The organism is Hominisplanchenecus faecis, assembly GCF_020687205.1.
Lineage (GTDB): Bacteria > Bacillota > Clostridia > Lachnospirales > Lachnospiraceae > Hominisplanchenecus > Hominisplanchenecus faecis.
Map to the genome: position 1 here is coordinate 13596 of NZ_JAJEQE010000034.1, position 22272 is coordinate 35867.

17 protein-coding genes are annotated in these 22272 nt (G+C 45.3%); 4 read left to right on the forward strand and 13 right to left on the reverse strand.

Annotated elements, in window-relative coordinates; all coding sequences use genetic code 11:
* The first annotated feature begins 15 nt into the window (after nucleotides 1–15).
* A complete protein-coding gene (locus tag LKD42_RS10045) occupies nucleotides 16–2661 on the forward strand; it encodes an ABC transporter permease (protein ID WP_248835600.1) in 2646 nt (881 codons plus the stop codon).
* A gap of 51 nt (nucleotides 2662–2712) precedes the next feature.
* Here LKD42_RS10045 and LKD42_RS10050 read toward each other — a convergent pair whose 3' ends face one another.
* The 4 genes from LKD42_RS10050 to LKD42_RS10065 all read right to left on the reverse strand — a co-directional run bounded on the left by LKD42_RS10050 (nucleotide 2713) and on the right by LKD42_RS10065 (nucleotide 5824).
* A complete protein-coding gene (locus tag LKD42_RS10050) occupies nucleotides 2713–2958 on the reverse strand; it encodes a DUF6061 family protein (RefSeq protein ID WP_055199743.1) in 246 nt (81 codons plus the stop codon).
* A 24-nt stretch (nucleotides 2959–2982) separates the two neighbouring features.
* Nucleotides 2983–4425 carry a 23S rRNA (uracil(1939)-C(5))-methyltransferase RlmD gene (gene rlmD, locus LKD42_RS10055; protein WP_248835601.1) on the reverse strand — a complete coding sequence of 481 codons (1443 nt, stop codon included), beginning with the start codon at nucleotides 4423–4425 and terminating at the stop codon, nucleotides 2983–2985.
* Between the two features lie 6 nt (nucleotides 4426–4431).
* Entirely contained in the window at nucleotides 4432–4869 is a 438-nt protein-coding gene (locus LKD42_RS10060; protein ID WP_147632808.1) for a GatB/YqeY domain-containing protein, read from the reverse strand.
* 361 nt (nucleotides 4870–5230) lie between these two features.
* Nucleotides 5231–5824, reverse strand: coding sequence for an ATP-binding protein (locus LKD42_RS10065; protein ID WP_022120014.1), 594 nt, complete (start codon nucleotides 5822–5824; stop codon nucleotides 5231–5233).
* A 322-nt stretch (nucleotides 5825–6146) separates the two neighbouring features.
* Here LKD42_RS10065 and LKD42_RS10070 point away from each other — a divergent pair, with 322 nt between their 5' ends.
* Nucleotides 6147–6797 carry a Crp/Fnr family transcriptional regulator gene (locus LKD42_RS10070; RefSeq protein ID WP_248835602.1) on the forward strand — a complete coding sequence of 217 codons (651 nt, stop codon included), beginning with the start codon at nucleotides 6147–6149 and terminating at the stop codon, nucleotides 6795–6797.
* Nucleotides 6798–6863: 66 nt separating this feature from the next.
* Entirely contained in the window at nucleotides 6864–7844 is a 981-nt protein-coding gene (gene bsh, locus LKD42_RS10075) for a choloylglycine hydrolase (RefSeq protein WP_173898249.1), read from the forward strand.
* 346 nt (nucleotides 7845–8190) lie between these two features.
* Here bsh and LKD42_RS10080 read toward each other — a convergent pair whose 3' ends face one another.
* From LKD42_RS10080 to LKD42_RS10090, 3 genes are all read right to left on the reverse strand, one after another.
* Nucleotides 8191–10035, reverse strand: coding sequence for an ABC transporter ATP-binding protein (locus LKD42_RS10080; protein ID WP_248835603.1), 1845 nt, complete (start codon nucleotides 10033–10035; stop codon nucleotides 8191–8193).
* Nucleotides 10010–11764 carry an ABC transporter ATP-binding protein gene (locus tag LKD42_RS10085; RefSeq protein WP_248835604.1) on the reverse strand — a complete coding sequence of 585 codons (1755 nt, stop codon included), beginning with the start codon at nucleotides 11762–11764 and terminating at the stop codon, nucleotides 10010–10012. Before LKD42_RS10085 ends, LKD42_RS10080 begins: the two co-directional genes overlap by 26 nt.
* A gap of 87 nt (nucleotides 11765–11851) precedes the next feature.
* Nucleotides 11852–12079 carry a hypothetical protein gene (locus LKD42_RS10090; protein WP_022119908.1) on the reverse strand — a complete coding sequence of 76 codons (228 nt, stop codon included), beginning with the start codon at nucleotides 12077–12079 and terminating at the stop codon, nucleotides 11852–11854.
* 509 nt (nucleotides 12080–12588) lie between these two features.
* Here LKD42_RS10090 and pckA point away from each other — a divergent pair.
* Nucleotides 12589–14193, forward strand: coding sequence for a phosphoenolpyruvate carboxykinase (ATP) (pckA, locus tag LKD42_RS10095; RefSeq protein ID WP_248835605.1), 1605 nt, complete (start codon nucleotides 12589–12591; stop codon nucleotides 14191–14193).
* A gap of 215 nt (nucleotides 14194–14408) precedes the next feature.
* On the opposite strand, the gene ppk1 is transcribed toward pckA, so the two are convergent.
* The 6 genes from ppk1 to LKD42_RS10125 form a co-directional block, all read right to left on the reverse strand.
* The gene (gene ppk1, locus LKD42_RS10100) at nucleotides 14409–16460 is read right to left on the reverse strand and encodes a polyphosphate kinase 1 (protein WP_248835606.1); all 2052 of its coding nucleotides are present in this window, start codon (nucleotides 16458–16460) and stop codon (nucleotides 14409–14411) included.
* A 352-nt stretch (nucleotides 16461–16812) separates the two neighbouring features.
* Nucleotides 16813–18198, reverse strand: coding sequence for a hypothetical protein (locus LKD42_RS10105; protein ID WP_248835607.1), 1386 nt, complete (start codon nucleotides 18196–18198; stop codon nucleotides 16813–16815).
* Between the two features lie 83 nt (nucleotides 18199–18281).
* Nucleotides 18282–18767 (reverse strand): hypothetical protein, encoded by a 486-nt coding sequence (locus LKD42_RS10110; protein ID WP_248835608.1) that lies wholly within the window; start codon nucleotides 18765–18767, stop codon nucleotides 18282–18284.
* Between the two features lie 41 nt (nucleotides 18768–18808).
* Complete coding sequence (locus LKD42_RS10115; RefSeq protein ID WP_248835609.1) at nucleotides 18809–19939, reverse strand: PsbP-related protein; 1131 nt, start codon at nucleotides 19937–19939, stop codon at nucleotides 18809–18811.
* 113 nt (nucleotides 19940–20052) lie between these two features.
* Nucleotides 20053–21417: an MATE family efflux transporter gene (locus LKD42_RS10120; protein WP_248835610.1), complete on the reverse strand. Its 1365-nt coding sequence runs from the start codon at nucleotides 21415–21417 to the stop codon at nucleotides 20053–20055.
* 20 nt (nucleotides 21418–21437) lie between these two features.
* Nucleotides 21438–22073: an endonuclease III domain-containing protein gene (locus LKD42_RS10125; protein ID WP_248835611.1), complete on the reverse strand. Its 636-nt coding sequence runs from the start codon at nucleotides 22071–22073 to the stop codon at nucleotides 21438–21440.
* Between the last annotated feature and the right edge of the window lie 199 nt (nucleotides 22074–22272).

Consider the following 22272-nt stretch of genomic DNA (forward strand, 5'->3'; position numbering starts at 1 on the left):
CGGGAGGTGGCTACGATGAATGTCAAAAATCGAAAATGTATTCGAAAACTCAGCTTAAAATCTCTTTATGCGAACCGTCGTCGCAATCTGATCGCCATTTTTGCCATTGCGCTGACAACGCTGCTATTTACGTCCATGTTCACCATTGTCTTGTCGTTGAACGCCAGTTATGAAACCTACCAGTTTCGGCAGGTAGGCGGCTATGCGCATGGCACCTTTAAGGATGTTTCCCCCGAGCAGGCGGAACGCATCGCTGCCCACCCAAAGGTGAAAGCTACGGGGGCACGGAAGGTAATCGGTATCACTGCGGAGGGGGTCTTTGCCAAAATACCGGCAGAGATCAGCTACATGGATGCCAACTGCACTAAATGGAGCTATGCAACCCCTACTACCGGACGGATGCCCGAAAGCGGCAAAGAGGTAACCATGGATACGGCAGCGTTGCAGCTGCTTGGCGTAACGCCGGAGCTGGGCGCCGAGGTCACGGTTTCCTATTCCATTACGGACAAGGATCAAACCGCCTTTACTGTAACAGATACCTTTACGCTGGTAGGCTATTGGGACTATGATGAACTAATGCCTGTTCACTACATCAACATCAGCCGTGATTACGCAGATGACATCGAAGCGCAGGCAGTGAAAACAGGGCTACAGCCCTTCCGCACTGACCTGAATGTCATGATGGCTTCCAGTACAAACATTCAAGGGCAGATGGAGCAGGTGGATACCGATCTCGGCTACACATGGGACAGCTATACCGATCCCAACAGCGTTCGAATCGGCGTCAACTGGGGATATACCTCATCCCAGCTGGAGTCGCAGCTCGATCCGGAACTTGTGATCGCCATAGCAGCTTTTTTGCTGCTGGTGATTTTCACCGGGTATCTTATCATCTATAACATTTTCCAGATCTCTGTTGCGGGGGATATCCGGTTTTACGGGCTTCTGAAAACCATTGGCACAACGCCCCGGCAGCTCAAACGCATCATTCGCCAGCAGGCACTTCTGCTTTGTCTGATCGGCATTCCGGCGGGGCTGCTGTTGGGCTATGGCATTGGCGCTGTTCTGGTGCCTGTTGTCTTGCGCTCCACCCAGTTGGATGCAGGCATCACCACCATCAGCACTTCGCCTGTGATCTTTGTTGGCTCCGTGCTGTTTGCCCTGCTGACGGTGCTTTTGTCCTGCTCCAAGCCCGGGAAAATGGCAGCCAGGGTTTCTCCGGTGGAGGCTACCAAATATACAGATGCGATGCAGACCAAGAAAAAACAGCGCAGCACCCGGGGAGCGAAGCTCCATCAGATGGCCTTTGCCAATCTGGGACGAAACAAAAAAAAGACGGTGCTGGTGGTGGTGTCTCTGGCACTGTCGGTGACGCTGTTCAATGCACTGTGTGCCTTTGTGGGCGGCTTCAGCATGGAGAAGTATGTATCCTTCATGACCTGCGCCGATTTTATCGTCAGCACGCCCGACTATTTCCATTACAACCCGGCAGATGAATTCATCACGCCGGAACAGATCGAAGAGATCGCAGCAAACACAAAGTCCAGTCTTTCCGGCACGGGATATGCTGTGCGAAAACCCGTATATCTTTGGATGACGGAGGATGCTCTGCGGCAGGACTATGCATTGTTCGAAAGTGCTGAGCAGGTGGACAGCCATATGAGCCGCATGGAGCACCGGGGCAATATGGTGATGGGAAAGACCAGAATTGAGGCTTTGGATAACAGCCTGTTTGACAAGCTGCAAGTATTCGACGGAGATATTTCTCCTATGCTGGAGCCAAACAATAACGCTATTGCCATTGCGGTTTCCTTAGATGACTACGGCAATCTGCCCAATCCTGAATACTACCCCAAGGTGGGAGACACGATTACCGCTACCTATACGGACGATGTGAAATATATCGACAGCCGCACCGGGGAACTCTGCACCGAAGATACACCGGAGGAGTACCTTCAGGAAAAACTGTATGGAGCCAGAGATGTAGAGTACACGGTCTGCGCCTTGGTAGAGCTTCCGTTTTCCATGAGTTATCGTTATGATGGTATTGGATATGAGGCGGTTTTGTCTGTGGATACCGCACAGAGGGACAGCGGTGGTGCGGCCATTCCGATGCTCTACCTGTTCGACACAGCGGACGAAGTTGACGAGGCCGAAGCAGAGCAATATCTATCGAAGCTCACTGCCGGTGAGTTTTCGCCCTTGATGTATGAAAGCAAGGCCACGGCTCGCTCTGAATTTGCTCAGTTCCGGCAGATGTTCCTTCTGATAGGTGGTATCCTCTGTGCTATCATTGGGCTGGTGGGACTCTTAAATTTCTTCAACGCCATGATGACCGGTATTCTTTCCCGCCGCCGTGAATTTGCTGTGCTTCAGGCTGTAGGAATGACAAACCGGCAGCTCAAAACCATGCTGATCTACGAGGGGTTGTTTTACGCAATGTCTTCTGTAGCGGCGGCCTTTATTCTGTCGCTGGCGGTGGGACCTCTTGCGGGAAAAATGCTGGGCAGTATGTTCTGGTTCTTTGAGTATCGATTCACCATTCTGCCTGTCCTGCTGACAATTCCGGTATTTCTTCTGCTGGGGTGGCTGATTCCTTGCATGATGTATGACAACGCAGCGAAATGCAGTGTTGTAGAGCAATTAAGGGATGCTCAATAACTGTTAAGCAAAAAACGGCCCTCTGCCAATGAAAAGGCAGAGGGCTGAGTTTTAATCTAAGGGTTTACATTCAGTTACAGTTTTTAGATAAATTTCGGGGTTTCCGTTCAATATCAAGTCTGCATATCCAATCGGGTCATTGTAGATTAGATAGTCCAGCTCTGACCGCTGATACATATTGTCAGCAACCTCATTCTCCACGGCTATTGTATCAATAGCAATCATACTGCCATCTAAGAATTTCAGTTCCACACAGGCATTATCCATGTTGAACTCACAAGAAATCAACCTATCCATAAGAAACCTCCACTTTGCTGGATGTTAGATCATCCCAAAATATTTGAATGCTTCTCGGATTGCTTTCTCTTTTTCCGGTGGACACTGGGGCTGTCTGGAATCCTCGGACTTCGGCAAATTATAGTTCTTACCAACCCCAATCCCACATTTTCGCTTAATTTGTGAGATATACAGGTTGGATACCTTTAACCCGCTATGCTCCAGCACATAGTCCTTAATCTGGGTGTAGGTTGCCCCATCTTGAAATTCGGACATATCCATATCTTCCAAAGAGAACTCAACCCGAATCTTTTTCGAGTCGACCTCACCCTTGGAAAGCAAGACAACCGTCTCAATATGATCACAAAACGGAAACATATCAACCGGCCAGGCCTCCTGCATCTGATAGCCTTTTTTCTTTAAAATGCGAAGATCTCTTGCCAGCGTTTCCGGATTACAGGAAACATAAACCACCTTTTTCGGTGCCAGTTTTGCAAGGCAATCCAGAAATACTTCACTGCTGCCACTGCGCGGCGGATCCATGAAAACAACATCCAGCTGCTGATCTTCTGCAGCCATTTTCAGCATAAATTCTCCGGCATCTTCGCAGTAGAAAGTGATATTTTTTGTCTGATTTCGCTTTGCATTTTTAATGGCATCACGGACAGCTTCTTTATTAAGTTCTACGCCGGTCACCTGTTTTGCCTTTGATGCTGCGATCAGACCGATCGTGCCGATCCCACAGTACGCATCGAGCACGGTTTCTTTTCCGGTCAGTCCCGCCGCTTCGATTGCTTTCTGATAGAGGATCTCCGTCTGTACCGGATTGACCTGATAGAACGACTGTGCAGAAATGCGGAACGTGCAGCCACAGAGTTTATCTTCGATAAATCCTTTTCCATAGAGAACGACGTCTCGTGTCCCAAGCACCATGCTGGTTCCCCGGTCGTTGATATTCTGAACGACCGTCGTAATCTCCGGATGAACTTTTCGCAGTGCTTTGACAAAATTGTTCTTGGATGGAAATATCGGCGATGCCGTGACGAGCACGACCATGATCTCTCCGGTAGAAAATCCACGCCGGATCAGCACATGACGCAAAAGCCCATACTGTGTATCTTCATCGTACGTTTTGATTTTAAAAGATTTCAGAAGTCCTCGGATCGTGACGATGATCTCATCTGCTTTCTGATCTTCGATCATACAGGAGTCCACCGGAACAACTTTGTGTGTGCCTTTCTGGTAAACACCGGAAATCGCATTGCCTCTGCGGTCACGGTCAAACACAGCATGCACTTTATTGCGGTAATGATACGGATCTTTCATTCCGATGATCGGATGTACTTTTCCAAAAGAATCCAGAAGGATCCGCACACGTTTTTCTTTGTGCCTGAGCTGTTCTGCATAAGGCATTCCCTGAAATTCACAGCCGCCGCATTTTTTCGCCACCGGACAAACTGATGCTTTTTTTGTTTTGTTTTTTTCCATGAATGATTATTTGCAGAGTTCTGCAACCACCTGGTTGATGACTTTTCCGTCTGCTTTTCCTTTCATATCTGCCATTACATTTTTCATGATCATGCCTTTATTTTTTGTAGCAACGACCTCGGCAAATTTTTCCTGAATGTAAACTTTAACCTCTTCTGCACTCATCTGAGCCGGTGCATATTCTTTGATCACATCGTAACGGAACTGATATTCTGCTTTAAGGTCCTGTCTGGAGTCCGGACAGGTATCGATCTGTTCTTTTGCTGTTTTCAGCTCTTTCAGAATTACCTGATCAACCATGCTTTCCGGAATATCATCTCTGCATCCGGCATCGATCGCTGCTTTTTTTACTGCAGAAACCAGAGAAGAAATTGCTTCCTTGCGTTCTTTATCTTTTGCCTTCATAGCTGCTACCATGTCTTTTCTTAATGCTTCTAACTGCATTTTTAAATCCTCCCATCATTCCTGGATAAAACTTTTTATCCCATTGTCATTTTTGCTCATTATAGCACTTCTCTTTCTTTCCTGTAAAGTTTTCACTGTTTTTTTTCTGATTTTGTGCTATAATAATTCCACTGATGACAGGGTTAAAAGACGATCGGGTACTTTATCTCTGGCATTACCATTCTCAAACCGAAAAGAAAGGTGGAATTTATATGATCATTGCTATTATCTCTATCGCCGTCCTTGCGGCTGTGATCGTTTCCTGCGTGGTTGCTGTGGTTGCCGGTATAATCGGCAGCAAATCTCACGATGAAGACGATGCCTAGAACACAACGACCAGCTACATTTTAAACTGCTCTTTTCATAAAACTTCTCCCTCTACCGACACTGTAAGCACCTGCCATGGTATAAACTTACCACTTTTTTTCATTGCTGTCACAGCTGCATTTTGAATTCCGCCGCAGCATGGCACTTCCATCCTTATGATTGTCACACTTTTCACATCATTCTGTTCCAGGATTGCCGTAAGTTTCTCACTGTAATCAACCGGATCCAGTTTCGGACATCCGATCAGCGTGATTTTTCCCTTCTGGATCTCTTTTGCAAAATTTGCGTATGCAAACGCAGTACAGTCTGCTGCGATCAAAAGATCTGCCCCGTCAAAATAAGGGGCATTGACCGGCGTAAGCTGAATTTGGATCGGCCACTGCCTGTTCTTTTTTCTCTTATTTGCTTCCACAGCTGCTTCGTCATATGCCGCTGCTTCCCGCTCAACAAACGTGATCGCTCCGGTTGGGCAGGTCGGCAGACAGTCTCCCAGTCCGTCACAATAATCATCCCGCAATAATTTTGCCTTTCCATTTACCATACCAATCGCATTTTCATGACAGGCTTTCGCACATAAACCACATCCATTGCATTTTTCTTCGTTTATCTCAATAATTTTTCTTATCATTTATCTATATTCCTCCTAATAATCACACCTGAAATCTTTTTTCACTGCCGGGCAGACAGCAATTTTTTTCAATCACTGTCCATATCTTCACAGTGCCCCTTGCTTTTCTGTTTTCCGTGTAGTATGATGCTGAACAAAGCCAGCAGATTTTCTGTCAAACCATTTTTTTCGGTCTAAAATCTCTGCCTGACTTTGACCTGATCCTAACATAACATCTGAGAAAAATCGGTGGTTATAACCACTGAATCACAATCAAAATACCGTTAAATGTCAACAGTACTATTTTTCCGCATACTGTTGTTTTGACCTGACAGGAGACTTTATGAACTTTTTAGAACTGCCTCTGTTTCAGAGCCTTTCCGATCAGGAACTGGAACAAATGAAGACTTCCGGCTGTCTGCGGACGGCTTCTTACAAAAAGAATGATATTATATTTTCTACCGGTTCCACTGTTTCTGAAATCGGCAATGTTTTATCCGGAAGCGTAAATGTAGAAAACATTGATTTCTGGGGAAATAAGAGCATTCTGGGAAATATGAATGAAGGACATATTTTTGCAGAAACCTATGCCCTGTGCCGGGAACCGATGATGGTAGATGCCGTTGCCGCCAGCAACTGCGAAATTCTTTTTTTGAATCTGAAAGTTTTACAGGAAAAAAACTGCACTTCTTCCTGGTATTCGAAAATACAACGCAGCCTTCTTGCAATGTGCAGCCGCAAAAATTTGATGCTCTCAGAACGGATTTTCTGCACTTCTTCAAAAACAGTTCGCAGCCGACTGCTGACCTATCTGTCCGCACAGTCCCGGAAACACGGCAACCATCGTTTTCAGATTCCGTTCGACCGGCAGCAAATGGCAGACTACCTGAATCTGGACCGCAGTGCCCTGTCAAAAGAACTTTCCCGTATGAAAAAAGAAGGGATCTTAGATTTTCACAAAAACGAATTTGTTTTAAAAAATGAGATGCTCTGAATTTTTCACACATCAAAATGTATGATATTGGGGCAAAAGTCCCCAACTATATTGGAGGAATTGAATATGTGTACCGCAGCAACTTATAAAACAAAAGATTTTTATTTCGGACGTACTTTAGACTATGAATTTTCCTATGGTGATGAGATCATCATTACACCACGAAACTATCCTTTCGTTTTCCGCCACACAAAAACACTGGAAAATCACTATGCACTGATTGGCATGGCGTGCTGTGCCGACAATTATCCGCTCTATTACGATGCCATCAACGAAAAAGGACTTGGCATGGCAGGACTGAATTTTGTCGGAAATGCTCATTACCAGCCGCTTTCTGATTCAGAAGAAAATATCGCATCTTTTGAATTTATTCCTTGGATTTTAGGACAGTGTGCCACCGTAAAAGAAGTAAGGAGCTTTCTTGGCCGCATGAATTTATGTGACACACCGTTCAGCGACCAGTTTCCATCATCCAGCCTGCACTGGCTGATCGCTGACCGCAGCGAAAGCATCACCGTAGAATGTGTTGCAGATGGCATGAAAATTTATGACAACCCGGTCGGTGTACTGACCAATAATCCACCGTTTGACCTGCAGCTGTTTCAGCTCAACAATTATATGCAGCTTTCCGCAAAATCACCGGAGAATCATTTCTCCGATAAATTAAACCTGAACACTTACAGCCGCGGCATGGGTGCACTCGGACTTCCGGGAGACCTCTCCTCTCAGTCGCGTTTCATCCGCGTGGCATTCACCAAAATGCACGCTATTTCTGATGAAAGCGAAGCTTCCAGTGTAAGCCAGTTTTTCCATATTTTAGGTTCCGTGGAACAGAGCAGAGGCTGCTGCGAAGTTGCCGAAGGAAAATATGAAATCACGATCTACACCTCCTGCTGCAATGCCGATAAAGGGATTTATTATTACACGACGTATGATAATCATCAGATCAGTGCCGTTGATATGCATAAAGAAAATCTGGAAGCAAAAGAACTGATTCGCTATTCCCCGATAAAAGAAGAGCAGATATATTTTCAGAACGGCAAATAAAATTTACGGTAGAGATTTTCTTAATGTGCACCTCTGCAATCCGCCGGAGGCTATTTCTTCTTTCAATACAGTAAAAAAGAAAAGATATGAAATGTAGATTGTGCCAGACAGCAAAAAAGACAGCGGTACAGTGACGGTAGCAAGTTTCCGTCGTGAGATTTGTGTCTAGTTTCCGCCGCCGAGCGGTGTCTGAGCAGCGAAGCTGCGAGTTCCAGCGAACGGCGGATCATAGACGGCACAAATCGAACAGGAAACGATGCGTGTCACGTGCCCTGTCTTTTTGCGTCCGGCACTCTATAACATTTTCCTTTCATTTTCTGCACTGAAAAAGAAAAACCTATAACTTTCAGCTCAGCTCAAACATTCCATGATAAAGCTGATAATATTTCCCTCTTTGTTCCAACAGTTCTGCATGATCCCCTCTCTCGACGATCTTCCCCTGCTCCAGTACCATGATCGCATTGGCATTTCGCACGGTACTTAATCGATGTGCGATAACAAACACGGTCCTTCCTTCCATCAGCTGATCCATGCCTTTTTCGATCAGTTCTTCGGTTCGTGTATCAACAGAGGATGTCGCCTCATCAAGAATCAGAACCGGCGGATCGGCTACTGCTGCCCTTGCGATCGCCAGAAGCTGCCGCTGTCCCTGGGAAAGATTTGCCCCATCTGCCGTCACCATGGTATCGTAACCATCTGGCAGTCGTCTGATAAAAGAGTGTGCATTTGCAATGCGTGCCGCCCTCTCGATCTCTTCCTGTGTTGCATCCAGTTTTCCAAAGCGGATGTTATCCGCTACGGTTCCGGTAAACAGATGCGTATCCTGAAGCACGATGCCAAGAGAGTGTCGCAGTGCATCTTTCTTTATCTTTCGCACATCAATTCCATCGTAAACCACCGTTCCTCCCTGCACATCATAAAAGCGGTTGATCAGGTTGGTGATCGTGGTTTTTCCGGCTCCGGTCGATCCGACAAAAGCAATTTTCTGTCCCGGTTTTGCATACAGGCTGATATTCTTCAGGATCATATGCTCTTTCGTATAACCAAAATCAACATTTTCAAAACGGACATCACCGCGAAGCATTGTCAGTTCTCCATCTTTTGAACGCCATGCCCATTTTCCGGTCTTTTCCTGACATTCTTTCAGGATGCCGTTTTCTTTTCTGACATTGACAAGCGTCACATCCCCTTCGTCCACTTCCGGCTCCAAATTCATCACATCAAACACCCGCTCTGCTCCGGCAAGTGCGGAGAGCAGGAAATTGCTCTGCTGTGTAAACTGATTGATCGGGAGTGCCGCCTGACGCACAAACACCAGATAACTTGCAAGACTTCCGACATCCGCCATCCCACGCATCGCCAGAATTCCTCCGAGAACTGCCACGATTGCATAATTAATATAAGATATACTTACGACTACTGGAACCATCGTTGCCGCATAAGACTGTGCACCGGTTCCTTCTTTTCGCAGTTTTTCATTTTTCTCCAGAAATTCCTGAAGACTTGCCTGTTCATGATTAAAGACTTTAACTACTTTCTGACCGCTGACCATTTCTTCAATATAGCCGTCCAGCCCACCAAGGCTCTGCTGCTGTTTCGCATAAAAAACCTTACTTTTTGCTCCGCTGAATTTCATATACCAGAACATGATGCCATAGCAGACCGTCACGATCAGCGACAGTTTCCAGTTCAGAATATATAGGATCACAAGGGTTCCGATCATCTGGATAAAACTCTGGATTGCCATCGCAAAACTGTTATTGAGAGCATCTGCGATCGTATCAATATCGTTTGTGAACAGACTCATGATATCGCCGTGTCGCTTCTGGTCAAAAAAGCGAAGCGGCAGTGTCTGCATATGTGCAAACAAATCTCTTCGAATATCAAAAACAACCTGCTGGGCAGCTTTTACCATCGTCTGAGAATAGCCCCAGGCTGCCAGTGCTCCGATGGCAAAAATGCCGGCTGCCACAAGCACTCCGATGGCAAGTGAATGCAGATCCCCATTTGCAAGATTATTGACAACCGGACGTATCATGTAAGTTCCAAGAAGGTTTGCAAGGGCACTTACCGTTACCAGAATACTGACGATCAGAAGCATAAATTTATGCCGTCCAAGATAAGAAACAAAAATCCGCAGTGTGTGCTGCATATTTTCCGGCCGTTTAACATTCTTCGTTTTCGATGCCATCGCTGTTTCCTCCTTTCATCTGAGAAGCATAAATTTCCTGATAAATTGCATCCTCCTTAAGAAGCTGTTCATGCGTTCCGATATTATGGATCTTACCGTCATCTAGGATCACGATCCGATCCGTATGGATCACAGAAGAAATTCTCTGTGCAATGATGATTTTTGTCACATCGCCAAGTTTTTCCAGCTCTTTGCGGATCTTCTTTTCCGTCGCCGTATCGACTGCACTGGTAGAATCATCAAAGATCAGAATCTTCGCACTGGCAAGAAGTGCTCTTGCGATACAGAGTCTCTGTTTCTGCCCGCCGGACAGGTTATTTCCTCCCTGCACAAGCATGGTGTCCAGTCCGTCCGGAAAACGCTCCAGGAACTCATCCGCACATGCCACACGGCATGCATGCCAGATTTTTTCGTCATCTGCATCCGGATCGCCCCATTTCAGGTTATCACGTATCGTTCCGGAAAAAAGCTCATTTTTCTGCAGAATAATTCCGACTGCCGCCCGCAGTGCATGAAGATCATATGCTTTTACATCCACACCGCCAACTCTCACCGTGCCGCAGGTCGCATCATAAAGCCTCGGGATCAGCTGCACGAGCGTCGTTTTGGCGGCTCCGGTTCCACCGACCACACCGATCGTCTGCCCGGCCTTGATGTGCAGATCAACATCTGACAGTGCATACGCTTTCGCATCTTTGTGATATTTAAAAGATACCTGTTCAAAATCCACGCTTCCATCTTTGACCTTCTGTACCCCGTTTTCCGGAGACTTCAGAACAATCCTCTCATCCAGCACTTCTGCGATACGATGTGCACTGGCAAGAGATCTCGTCAGCAGCAGAAAAACATTTGCGATCATCATCAGAGCGTTGACAACCTGCATGACATAACTTAAAAATCCGGTCAGATCACCAACCTTAAGACTACCGCTTAAGATCATATTTCCGCCAAACCACATGATCAGTACGATTGCACTGTACATGACAACCTGAAATGCCGGAAGATTCAGCACCGCATAGTGAAAAGTCTGTTCACTTGAAACACTCAGATCTGTATTTACTGCATCAAATTTTTCTTCTTCGTACTCTCCGCGGACAAACGCCTTGACCGCACGGATCGCTGTCACACCCTCCTGCACAACATGGTTCAGACGGTCAACGATTGTCTGAAGCTTTGTATACATAGGAGCCACTTTCCGGACGATCAGAAATAAAACAATGCCAAGAACCGGCGTACACACCAGAAAAACAATGGCAAGTTTCGGATTCATCCAGAAAGAAAGACCGATGCCGAGGATCAGAAGCGACGGCCCTCTCGTCACCGGACGGAAGCCGGAATTGATCAGATTCTGCAGAACCGTGACATCCGTGGTCATTCGCGTGATCAGAGACGAGGTATCAAAATGATCCAGATTTGAGAAAGAATACTGCATCACTTTTGCATATTCTGCCTCCCTGATCTTCGCTCCCCATCCATAAGAAGCCCTCGCTGCAAACTGTGCATACAGAAGCCCCGTCACCAGAGCCAGAAGTGCACAGATCCCCATTTGAAAGCCCTTGGAATAAATGTAGGCAAGATCGTGGTTTGCCACCCCGACATCGATCAGATCCGCGATCATGATCGGAATGACAAGCTCAAATGCTGTCTCGATCATTACCATCAAAGCACCAAGCATCATATCTTTTTTATATGGCCCGATATATCCTGCCAGCCGCTTTATATCATTCATATTTTATTTTCACTCCTTTTTCAGAAACCCTGAGCAATCTCAGTCTTTGATGCAAAGCGGACATTCACAATCCTCTTTCGCACTCTGTCAGTTGGTCAGTTCCTTCAAAAGCTCCAGATCCTCTGCCTTTATTCTCAGATTCGTCTCAATCTTTTCGCCATCCGGTGTGGTAACCGTGATCGCCATGATGCTGCCCTCCTTTAAAGCCCGTTTGGAAACTGCATTGCAGAATGCCGGGAATTTCGGGTGGTTTCTTTTAAATATATTCCATGCATTCATAATCTTCATCATATTTCCTATATTATTCAGTGCCATTTGTTTTACCTCCTAATATTCATTTTTACATCTGCTAAGTTTAAAGTACTTTCTCAAACTGTGCAAGACACAATTACCACAAATTGAGCCACATAATCACTCCCGTACAGGCAGGAACGACATTTAGACCTTTTGACCCTGGCATCATTATATGATGTGGGTGTCAAAAGTCCCCAACTATGATGCCTACGGATTGTTCCGTGCGTTGCACTCCCACAATCCGCCCCTGGCATCATCATATAATTTTCACATGAAAAAAATATTCTATTTATATGTTCGCCTGACTAAACGTTCAAAACTGAGCAACTCTCGTGCATAATCTGGCGTTTCTTCCCCGCTTTTTTTGCTGTTATTCGTTCAAACTCATTCAGAAACAGCAGATTTCATACATTTTCAGCAAAAAGTTCAGAAAGTTTTTATTGATTTTGCCGGGTAAATATGTATAATGATGATAGAGAAGTGGGCATCATTTCTTTAACTTTAAGTATAAAAGAAAAGAGGTTAATCAGATGGCAAAAATTGATTTAAGCAAGTATGGCATCACTGGAACTACTGAGATCGTGTACAATCCATCTTATGAGATGTTGTTCGAAGAAGAGACAAAACCTACTCTGGAAGGCTTTGAAAAAGGCCAGGAAAGTGAACTGGGTGCTGTCAACGTTATGACTGGTATCTACACAGGTCGTTCTCCGAAAGACAAATTTATCGTAAAAGATGAGAATTCCAAAGACACTGTATGGTGGACAACAGATGAATATAAAAACGACAACCATCCGGCTACTCAGGAAGCATGGGATGCTGTAAAAGCACTGGCTATCAAAGAACTGTCTAACAAGAGACTGTTCGTAGTAGATGCTTTCTGCGGTGCCAACAAAGACACCCGTATGGCAATCCGTTTCATCGTTGAGGTTGCTTGGCAGGCTCACTTTGTAACAAACATGTTCATCAAACCGACTGCTGAAGAACTGGAAAACTTCGAGCCGGATTTCGTTGTATACAACGCTTCCAAAGCAAAAGTTGAGAACTACAAAGAGCTGGGTCTGAACTCTGAAACAGCTGTTATGTTCAACATCACAAGCAAAGAACAGGTTATCGTAAATACATGGTACGGCGGAGAAATGAAAAAAGGTATGTTCTCTATGATGAACTACTTCCTGCCGCTGAAAGGCATGGCTTCCATGCACTGCTCCGCAAACACTGACATGAACGGTGAAAACACAGCAATCTTCTTCGGTCTGTCCGGAACAGGTAAAACAACTCTTTCTACAGACCCGAAACGTCTGCTGATCGGTGATGACGAGCACGGCTGGGATGACAACGGCGTATTCAACTTCGAAGGCGGATGCTACGCAAAAGTTATCAACCTGGACAAAGAATCCGAACCGGATATCTACAATGCAATCAAACGTAACGCTCTGCTTGAGAACGTTACTCTGGACGAAAACGGCAAGATCGACTTCGCTGACAAGAGCGTAACAGAAAATACTCGTGTATCTTACCCGATCGACCATATCCAGAACATCGTTCGCCCGATCTCTTCTGCACCGGCTGCGAAGAACGTAATCTTCCTGTCCGCAGATGCATTCGGCGTACTGCCTCCAGTATCTATCCTGACAGAAGCTCAGACACAGTACTACTTCCTGTCTGGTTTCACAGCTAAACTGGCTGGTACAGAACGTGGTATCACAGAACCGACTCCGACATTCTCAGCTTGCTTCGGCCAGGCATTCCTGGAGCTGCATCCTACAAAATATGCAGAAGAACTGGTTAAGAAAATGGAGAAGAGCGGTGCAAAAGCATACCTGGTAAATACAGGATGGAACGGAACAGGCAAACGTATCTCCATCAAAGATACTCGTGGTATCATCGATGCTATCCTGAACGGAGCTATCAAGAATGCTCCTACAAAGACCATTCCATACTTCAACTTCGAAGTTCCTACAGAACTGCCAGGCGTTGATCCAGCTATCCTGGACCCACGTGACACATACGCTGATGCTTCCGAATGGGAAACAAAAGCAAAAGATCTGGCTGACAGATTCATCAAGAACTTTGCTAAATACGAAGGAAATGCTGCCGGTAAAGCTCTGGTTTCCGCTGGTCCTCAGAAATAAGAATAAGACTGCCGAAATCAAACTTTTCAAAAGCTTATACAAAAGGACACCGCAAAATTGCGGTGTCCTTTTTTTATGCCGAAATGCCTCCGCATGGCAGTCCAGATGGAGCACATTGCGTCATTGCCCTGCGGCGGGGAATTTGTCGTGAGCAGATACATTTTACATTTATCATACCTGAAAATAAGACTATTATAAACGCAAAACAGTCGCCGTCACACGTTTTTTGACGCTGCTGCTTCATACGCCTGCTGATAGAAGGTTTCCTGAGCATCCACCGGACGCTCGATCGTCATCGGGATTCTGTAATTTCCTTCCGAATCCTCATGGCGGGCCTTCTGATTATCATTTAACATGATCCGGAACATCTCAAGCAGACGTTCCTTGATTGCCGGATCGCAGACAGGAGCTGCGACTTCCACACGTCTTAAGGTATTTCGCGTCATATAATCGGCTGACGCAATATAAACTTTCTCTCTTCCCTTACTTCCGAAAATATAAATTCTCGAATGTTCCAGAAATCTTCCTACAATGCTGATCACACGAATATTTTCCGTTGCATCTTTTACGCCCGGGATCAGACAGCAGATACCGCGGATGATCAGATCAATTTTTACTCCGGCACAGGAAGCTTCGATCAGCCTGTCTATGATCTTTTTGTCAGTAAGAGCGTTCATTTTCAGCCCGATATAAGCATCTTTTCCGGCAAGTGCAGCTGCAATCTCATCATCAATCATCGCCAGCACTTTATTTTGCAGACAGAGCGGTGCTACCAGCAATTTGTCTGTGTGTTCTACGATTTCTCCCATCGCCAGTGCCTGGAAAACTCTTCTCGCCTCTTTTGCGATCTCTGTATCGGCTGTCATCAGGGAAAGGTCTGTGTAAAGGCACGCTGTTTTTTCGTTATAATTTCCTGTTCCGATCTGCGTGATATACTGCACTTCATCGCCGGCTTTTCTGGTGATCTGGCACAGTTTGGAATGTACTTTAAATCCATCCAGCCCATAGATCACATGACATCCGGCACGCTCCAGCCTTCTTGACCACTCGATGTTATTTTCCTCGTCAAATCTTGCCTTTAATTCTACAAGTGCCAGCACTTCCTTGCCATTTTCCGCTGCCTCGATCAGAGCTTCCACCACTTTACTCTGTTTTGCCACACGGTAGAGCGTCATTTTTACGGAAAGGACATCTTTGTCGTTTGCAGCTTCATGCAGCATCGTAAGAAACGGTTTCATGCTGTCATACGGATAAGATAAAAATTTGTCCCCCTCCAGAATCTGATCCAGAATCGGTCTGCCTTCTTCAAACTGCACAGATTTCTGCGGAATCCGTTTTTGATAGAACAGTTCCGGCACGTAACGCAGTTTATCCTGGATTTCATAGACAAATGACAGATCCAGCGGTCCCTCATTATAGAAAACATAGTCACGGTCAAGATCCAGATAATGACACAGAGTACTGATCACTTCACCATCCATTTCCCGTGACAATTCCAGACGGATCGGAGCCAGTTTTTTCCTCTGTTTGATCACTTCCACCATAAAATCACGATAATCCAGATCTTCGTCATACAGTGCGTCTGCGTCAATATCTGCATTTCTGGTGATGCGGATCAGTGATTTTGCTTTTACACGATAACCCTTAAAAATTTCCGGCATATAATGGAGAATCACTTCTTCTGCCAGAATATAAGTGCCGCGTTTGCCGGGAAGTTCTATCAGACGTTTGAACATACCACTGCTGCATGGAATGATACCCAGCTTCTCTTTTCCGCTCTTTGTCTCCAGCACTACGACTGCATAGATTTCTTTATTTCGCAGAAATGGAAATGGCTGTCTTTTTGCCACGATCGTCGGGAAAATGATCGGTGCGATTTCACCCTGAAAATAGCGTTTAACGTATTCGCTTTCTTTTTCATTCATCTTCTTGAAATCCGTGATGCAGATATCATATTCTTCCAGTTCTTCCATGATTTCATCGTAAACGACATTTCTGCTACGGTTCAGTTTTCCGACTTCCGCAAGGATCTTTTTGATCTGCTCCTCCGGTGTAAGATTCGTTTTATTATCACGGATATCTTTCTTCAAAAGCATCTGATCTACGAGTGATCCCACACGCACCATAAAAAATTCATCAAGATTGCTCTGATAGATTGCTGCAAAATTCAGTCTTTCACAGAGCGGCACTTTTTTATTTTCCGCCTCTTCCAAAACACGTTCATTAAATTTCAGCCACGACAGTTCCCGGTTCATATATTTTCTCATTTATTATTCTCTCCTCCTCAATAAAATGTGATGCCCTTAACAGCTTTTTCGTTGCGTGTATTTAAGCCAGACGCACGTGAGACCTGAGCTAAATCCCATAAAAATGGCATTATACCTTTAACCATAAATTTATTTTACTGCCACAAGATCAAATCCTCTGCAATGCCATGTAAAATCCATGTAAAGAATCTTACTATTCGAAAATGAAACCCCACTCAGACAAATCTGTTGCCCGCCACTTATAAAAGTTTGAATCTTTTCCAATTAACGTAAAAAGGACAACAGATTTTCTCTGCTGTCCTTTGTATATTCTGCATGATTACATGATGTGCGTCTCTGCACTTTTCTGTTTTTAGTATGGATAGAAGTTTCCGTTTGCATCGGTTACGCCATCGTTACCGAATGTATACTGCATTCCGCCGCTGTCTACCCAGTTTCCGTTTGCATCCTGTGTCACGGAAATATAATTGCCCTGGTCATCATAAAAACCGTTGGTGCTGCCGCCGGTATTACCTCCTGTGTTTCCACCTGTGTTTCCACCGGTATTACCATTGTTTCCATTGTTGCCATTATTTCCATTGTTGCCGTTATTTCCGTTGTTGCCGTTATTATTTCCGCTGTTGTCATATGGATAATAATTGCCGTAATTATCGGTTACACCATACTGACCAAAGGTGTAAACAATGCCGTTTCCATCTACCCAGTTTCCGTTGCTGTTTTTATAAACTGTGATCAGATTTCCCTGATTGTCATAGAAACTGTTGGTCTGAGTAGCTCCGCCGTTGTTATTGTTGTTATCACCACCGTTATTGCCATTTCCGCCGTTGTTGTTATTGTCGCTGTTTCCACCCTGCGGATTGTAGGTAAAGCTTGCACCGTTGCTGTTTGTGATACCGTTTGCATTAAAATAATAAATCGCTCCGCTGCTGTCTACCCAGTTTCCGTCGCTGTCCTGATAGATATAAACTGCGTTGCCGTTGCTGTCATAAACATACTGACCGTTGTGGTTGGAATCAGAATTGCCATCGGTAGAAGCTGTGCTTCCGGACTCGGACTGTGTTGTACTGTTCGACTCGGAAGATGTTGTATTATTCTTTTTAGTCTCAGATGTTGTTGTGCTCGATGTTTTCAGCAGTTTCAGACTCTCCACAGAAGTACGGATCGCTTCCATTGCCGTTGCATCATCCTGCATAACCTGACCATTGACCGAATAAATATCCTCATCTCCTACCAGATTATACGCTACCGAGTACGCATACTTACTGTTTGTACTCTTACATTTGATGGTTGTGTGATATGCCTCGTAAGAACCCATGGTATTTTTCTTGTATTCTACAACTGCATAATCGGTTTTGGATTTTCCGGCTTTCTCCAGATTATTCAGTACTTCTTCTTCAGAGGACGGGAAAACAAGTCCGTTCGTCTCATCTCCGGAATAATGTACGATCGTGATCGTTCCCTGGTTCAGTGACTCAAAGGTCCATTCTTTTGTGCCTTCTTTTTTCATTGTCCAGGTGTCATCCGGAAGTTTGATAGAAATACTGCCATCTTTTGATTTAAATGTTGTGGATGTATTTGTAGCTTTCTTTGCTGTTTCGCTATCTGTCTGTTTCTCTGTAACACGAATCGTTTCGCTGCTCGTCTCAGTTTCCTGTGCTTTCTTTTTACAGCCGGTAGCCAGACAGGAAATGGACAGAGCGAGTAGCAGACAAGTTACGATTTTTGATCTCATTTTCATCTATACTCCTCCATTCTGGTTGTTACCTTCTTTGACTTCCATATTCTACGCTTTCGCAGATATAATGTCAATCAAAAACCGGTTTAATATGGATAGAAAACGCCATTCTGATCGGTTACGCCATCATCGCCAAACTGGTAGGTCATACCGCTTTCATCAACCCACTGTCCCTGGCTGTTTTTGTGAACGGTGATCCAGGTTCCGCCATCATCATAGAAGCCATTGGTATCGCCTTTACCATTATCGGCTGCCGGATTATCGATATTATTCTCGGTATCCGGTGCCTGTGTTTCCGGCTGCTGCACTACCTCTGTTTCCACTCTTGTCTCCAGATCCGGATGTGTTTCCGGTGTCTGCGTATCCTGGCTCTGATTCTGGTCATCCAATGCCTGATTCTGATCCTCTGCGGCTGAAGTCTGGGCAGAATCCTGACCTGCTCCCCGCTGTGTCTGATCCTGGGTCTGTTTTGTACTGCTGTTCGTATCCCCACTGTGGCTGCCGCATCCTGTCATCAGAAGAGCCGATGAGAGGACTGCTGCTGCCATAAAATGTAATGCCTTATTTTTCATAATAATATTTACACTCCTTTATATCCCATTTTTATCCTGTTTTACCATTTGCTGAAATTGCCGTCGCTGTCTGTTGCCCCTTTTTCATCGAAAGTGTAGGTTTTTCCATCACTGCCGATCCAGTTTCCGTTTGCATCCTGTGTCGCTGTCTGATAGTTTCCATTGATATCATAGAAACCAATGACCATGCCATCACCTGAGGAACTTCCGGAATTGGATGAATTACCGGAACCGGCTGAAGAGTCTGTTCCTGCCGTTCCCTGAGGCGGATCGTAGTAATACTGTGTGCCGTTGGAATCTTCTACGCCGTTTTCCAGGAAAATATAAGAAGTTCCGTTATCATCACGCCAGCTGCCGTCCTCAGACGGATAAGCGTAGATCGTATTTCCGTTTGCATCAAAGAAATAGCGGTATTCTTCATCGGTCGATGCACCGGAAGAATCGCCTGTACTTTCGCCGGAAATGTTGTCTGCAGCACTGTCTTCTGTATTTTTCGGAGCAGAGCTGTTATCTGCATTGTCTGAAGATGCACTGCCGCCTGCCGAAGATCCGGAGTTTGCATCAGAATCTGTCTTTTTACTGTCATCATTTAAAACTTTGAAGCTGGTAACGGCACTTTTCACTGCCTGCTGCACCGTACTGTCACTGGATGTCAGTTTTGCCGTGATCGTATAACTCTCGGTGTCCGTATTGATCAGATACTTGATCAGATAAACGTAACCAAGATCTGCGTCCTGCGTGGATGCAGCATAATAATAAAGCTCTGTACCATTGGTGCTGTCTTTTTTATATTCTACCTGAGAAAATGCATTCTCCTGGATATCGTTTAAAAGAGCAATCGCATCTTCCTGAGACTTCGGCAGATTCTTCTCCTTGATCTTTGACTTTTTGTGCGTGATCCGGATCGTGCCGACGCCTTCTTTCATAAATGCCCATTTATTCTCAATGCCTTCCTTTGTCGCTACCCATGCAGAATCCGGAAGATCAAAAGAAAATGAATTGCTCTCTGAGGTATATGTTGTAGCTGCTTCGGTCTGTGCAGTACTTTCGCTCTGAGCTGTCGTCTGTTTCGTCGTCTCCGTCTCAGATGCCTTTTTCTGGCAGCCGTTCATCATAAACATTGCGGCCATTCCGATTACCAGTAATGTCGCAATTTTCTTTTTATTATACATGAAAAATCCCCCTTTTCTCTCTGATTTTCAGTGTGTTTCAAGTCCACTCCCTTTTTCATTGTACAATGAAGATGCGGTTAATGTCAACTTTTCTTAACACTTCTTAACAAAATCTACATATTTGGCACACCCTGTGCCCTTCTCTGTTTCAGCTTTCGGATCACATGACAGTACGCCGGAATCAGGAAACAGTCTGCCATGATCCATGCCAGAGGACTGGCAAAACATACGCTTGCGAATCCCAGATACGGAACCATGATCACGCCGATAATGGCTCTTGCGATCATTTCCATGACACCTGCAAGGATTGCCAGACCGCTGAATCCCGCTCCCTGAATGGTAAAGCGAACCGCATTGACAAAAACAAGTGCAATGTAAAATCCGCTGTTTGCAAGAATAAACAGCACTGCATTATGTATGATCTCCGTTTCGGATGCATTTATGAACAGAAGCATCCAGTATTTTGCAGAAAAAAGCATGACCAGGAAAATCAGGATCGAGTATGTGATACCGATCAGAACGGATGCCTTTAATCCCTGACCGATACGCTCGATCTTGCCTGCCCCGACATTCTGTCCGGTGTAAGTTGCCATGGCCGAACCGATCGCATCAAACGGACACGCCAGGAACATCGAAAGCTTCGATGCCGCCGAAACCGAGGCAACGGCTGCCGAACCAAGTGTATTGATACCGGTCTGAAGCACGACACTGCCGATCGCTGTGATCGAATACTGAAGTCCCATCGGAATACCCATTTTACAGAGGATACCGATGTGTTTGCCATGCAATTTCCATTCTCCCGGCTCCATTTTCAGGATCGGGAACTTTGTCTTTATACACCACAGAGACAGTACCACGGAAAATGCCTGTGCAAGCAGTGTCGCAAAAGCCGGTCCACGAACGCCGAGTTTCAAAACCGTTACTGACAGGATATCAAATCCGATATTTGCCACTGCTGCCATCAGCAGAAAGATCAGCGGCGATTTGGAATCCCCAAGAGAACGGATGATCCCGGTCAGGAGATTGTAGGCAAGTGTGATCGGTATCCCTGCAAAAATGATAAAAATATAATCATATGCAAGATCCAGGATATCTGCCGGTGTCTTCATGGCGATCAGCACGCTGCGGCATAAAATACAGACTGTGATGCTCATGATCGCCGCAAAAAAAGCGGTCAGCCAGATGCTGTTTGCCACAAACCTTCTCATATCTTTATAATCTTTTGCCCCGTAACGCTGTGCGACCGGAATGACAAAACCATTGGCAAGTCCCATACAGAATCCGATGATCATAAAATTGATCGCCCCGGTAGAACCAACGCCCGCCAGTGCATCTTTTCCAAGGAACTGTCCTACAACGATCGTATCTACCATGTTATAAAACTGCTGCAGTAAAAACGTAAAAAACAATGGAATCGAAAATCGCATGATAATCTTCCAAGGTGTACCTTCTGTCAGATCTGTTGCTGTGTTTCTCATTTCCTTATTATCTCCATATTTTAAATTCCATTTTTTGCACAGATATCCGCCAGGCAGCATCTGTCACAGTAAGGCTTTGTTCTCGCTGTACAGACCTCTCTGCCATGATAAACGAGTCTGTGGCAGAAATCACTACCTTCTTTCGGTGGAATGATCTTCCAGAGTGCCATTTCGACTTTTTTCGGATCTTTGATCCCATCTACCAGACCGATACGGTTTGTCAGACGAATGCAGTGCGTATCCGTGACGATCGCAGGCTTTTTGAAAACATCGCCCATGATCAGGTTTGCACTCTTTCTTCCCACGCCCGGAAGCTTTAAAATCGCATCAAAATCACACGGCACTTTGCCGTCGTACTCATCACGCAGCATTTTCATGCATGCACTGATATCACGTGCCTTGCTTTTTCCAAGACCGCATGGCCTTACGATCGCCTCGATCTCTTCCGGTGTCGCTTCCGCAAGAGCATCTACATCCGGATATTTCGCATAGAGATCCTGAACCACAACATTTACCCTGGCATCCGTACACTGTGCCGCAAGCCGGACACTAACCAGCAGTTTCCATGCCGCATCATAATCAAGCGTACAGTCTGCCAGAGGATATTCCTTCTTTAAACGCTCGATCACTTCCAGCGCAAGCTGTTTTTTTGTCATATGTACCTCCTTATATATTTCCAAAAATCTTTTTGTACCCGTTATTTTATCACAAGAATCGCAGTAAGGATATTCCTTTTTTTTCGATTGTGCAACCCCTTTCTTTTATGGTAAGATAATAAGATGCCAGGGTCAAAAGCCTGAAACCACGATGTGCTTGCACAGGAGTGGTTTTATGGCTTAATGACCCGCCCCGATA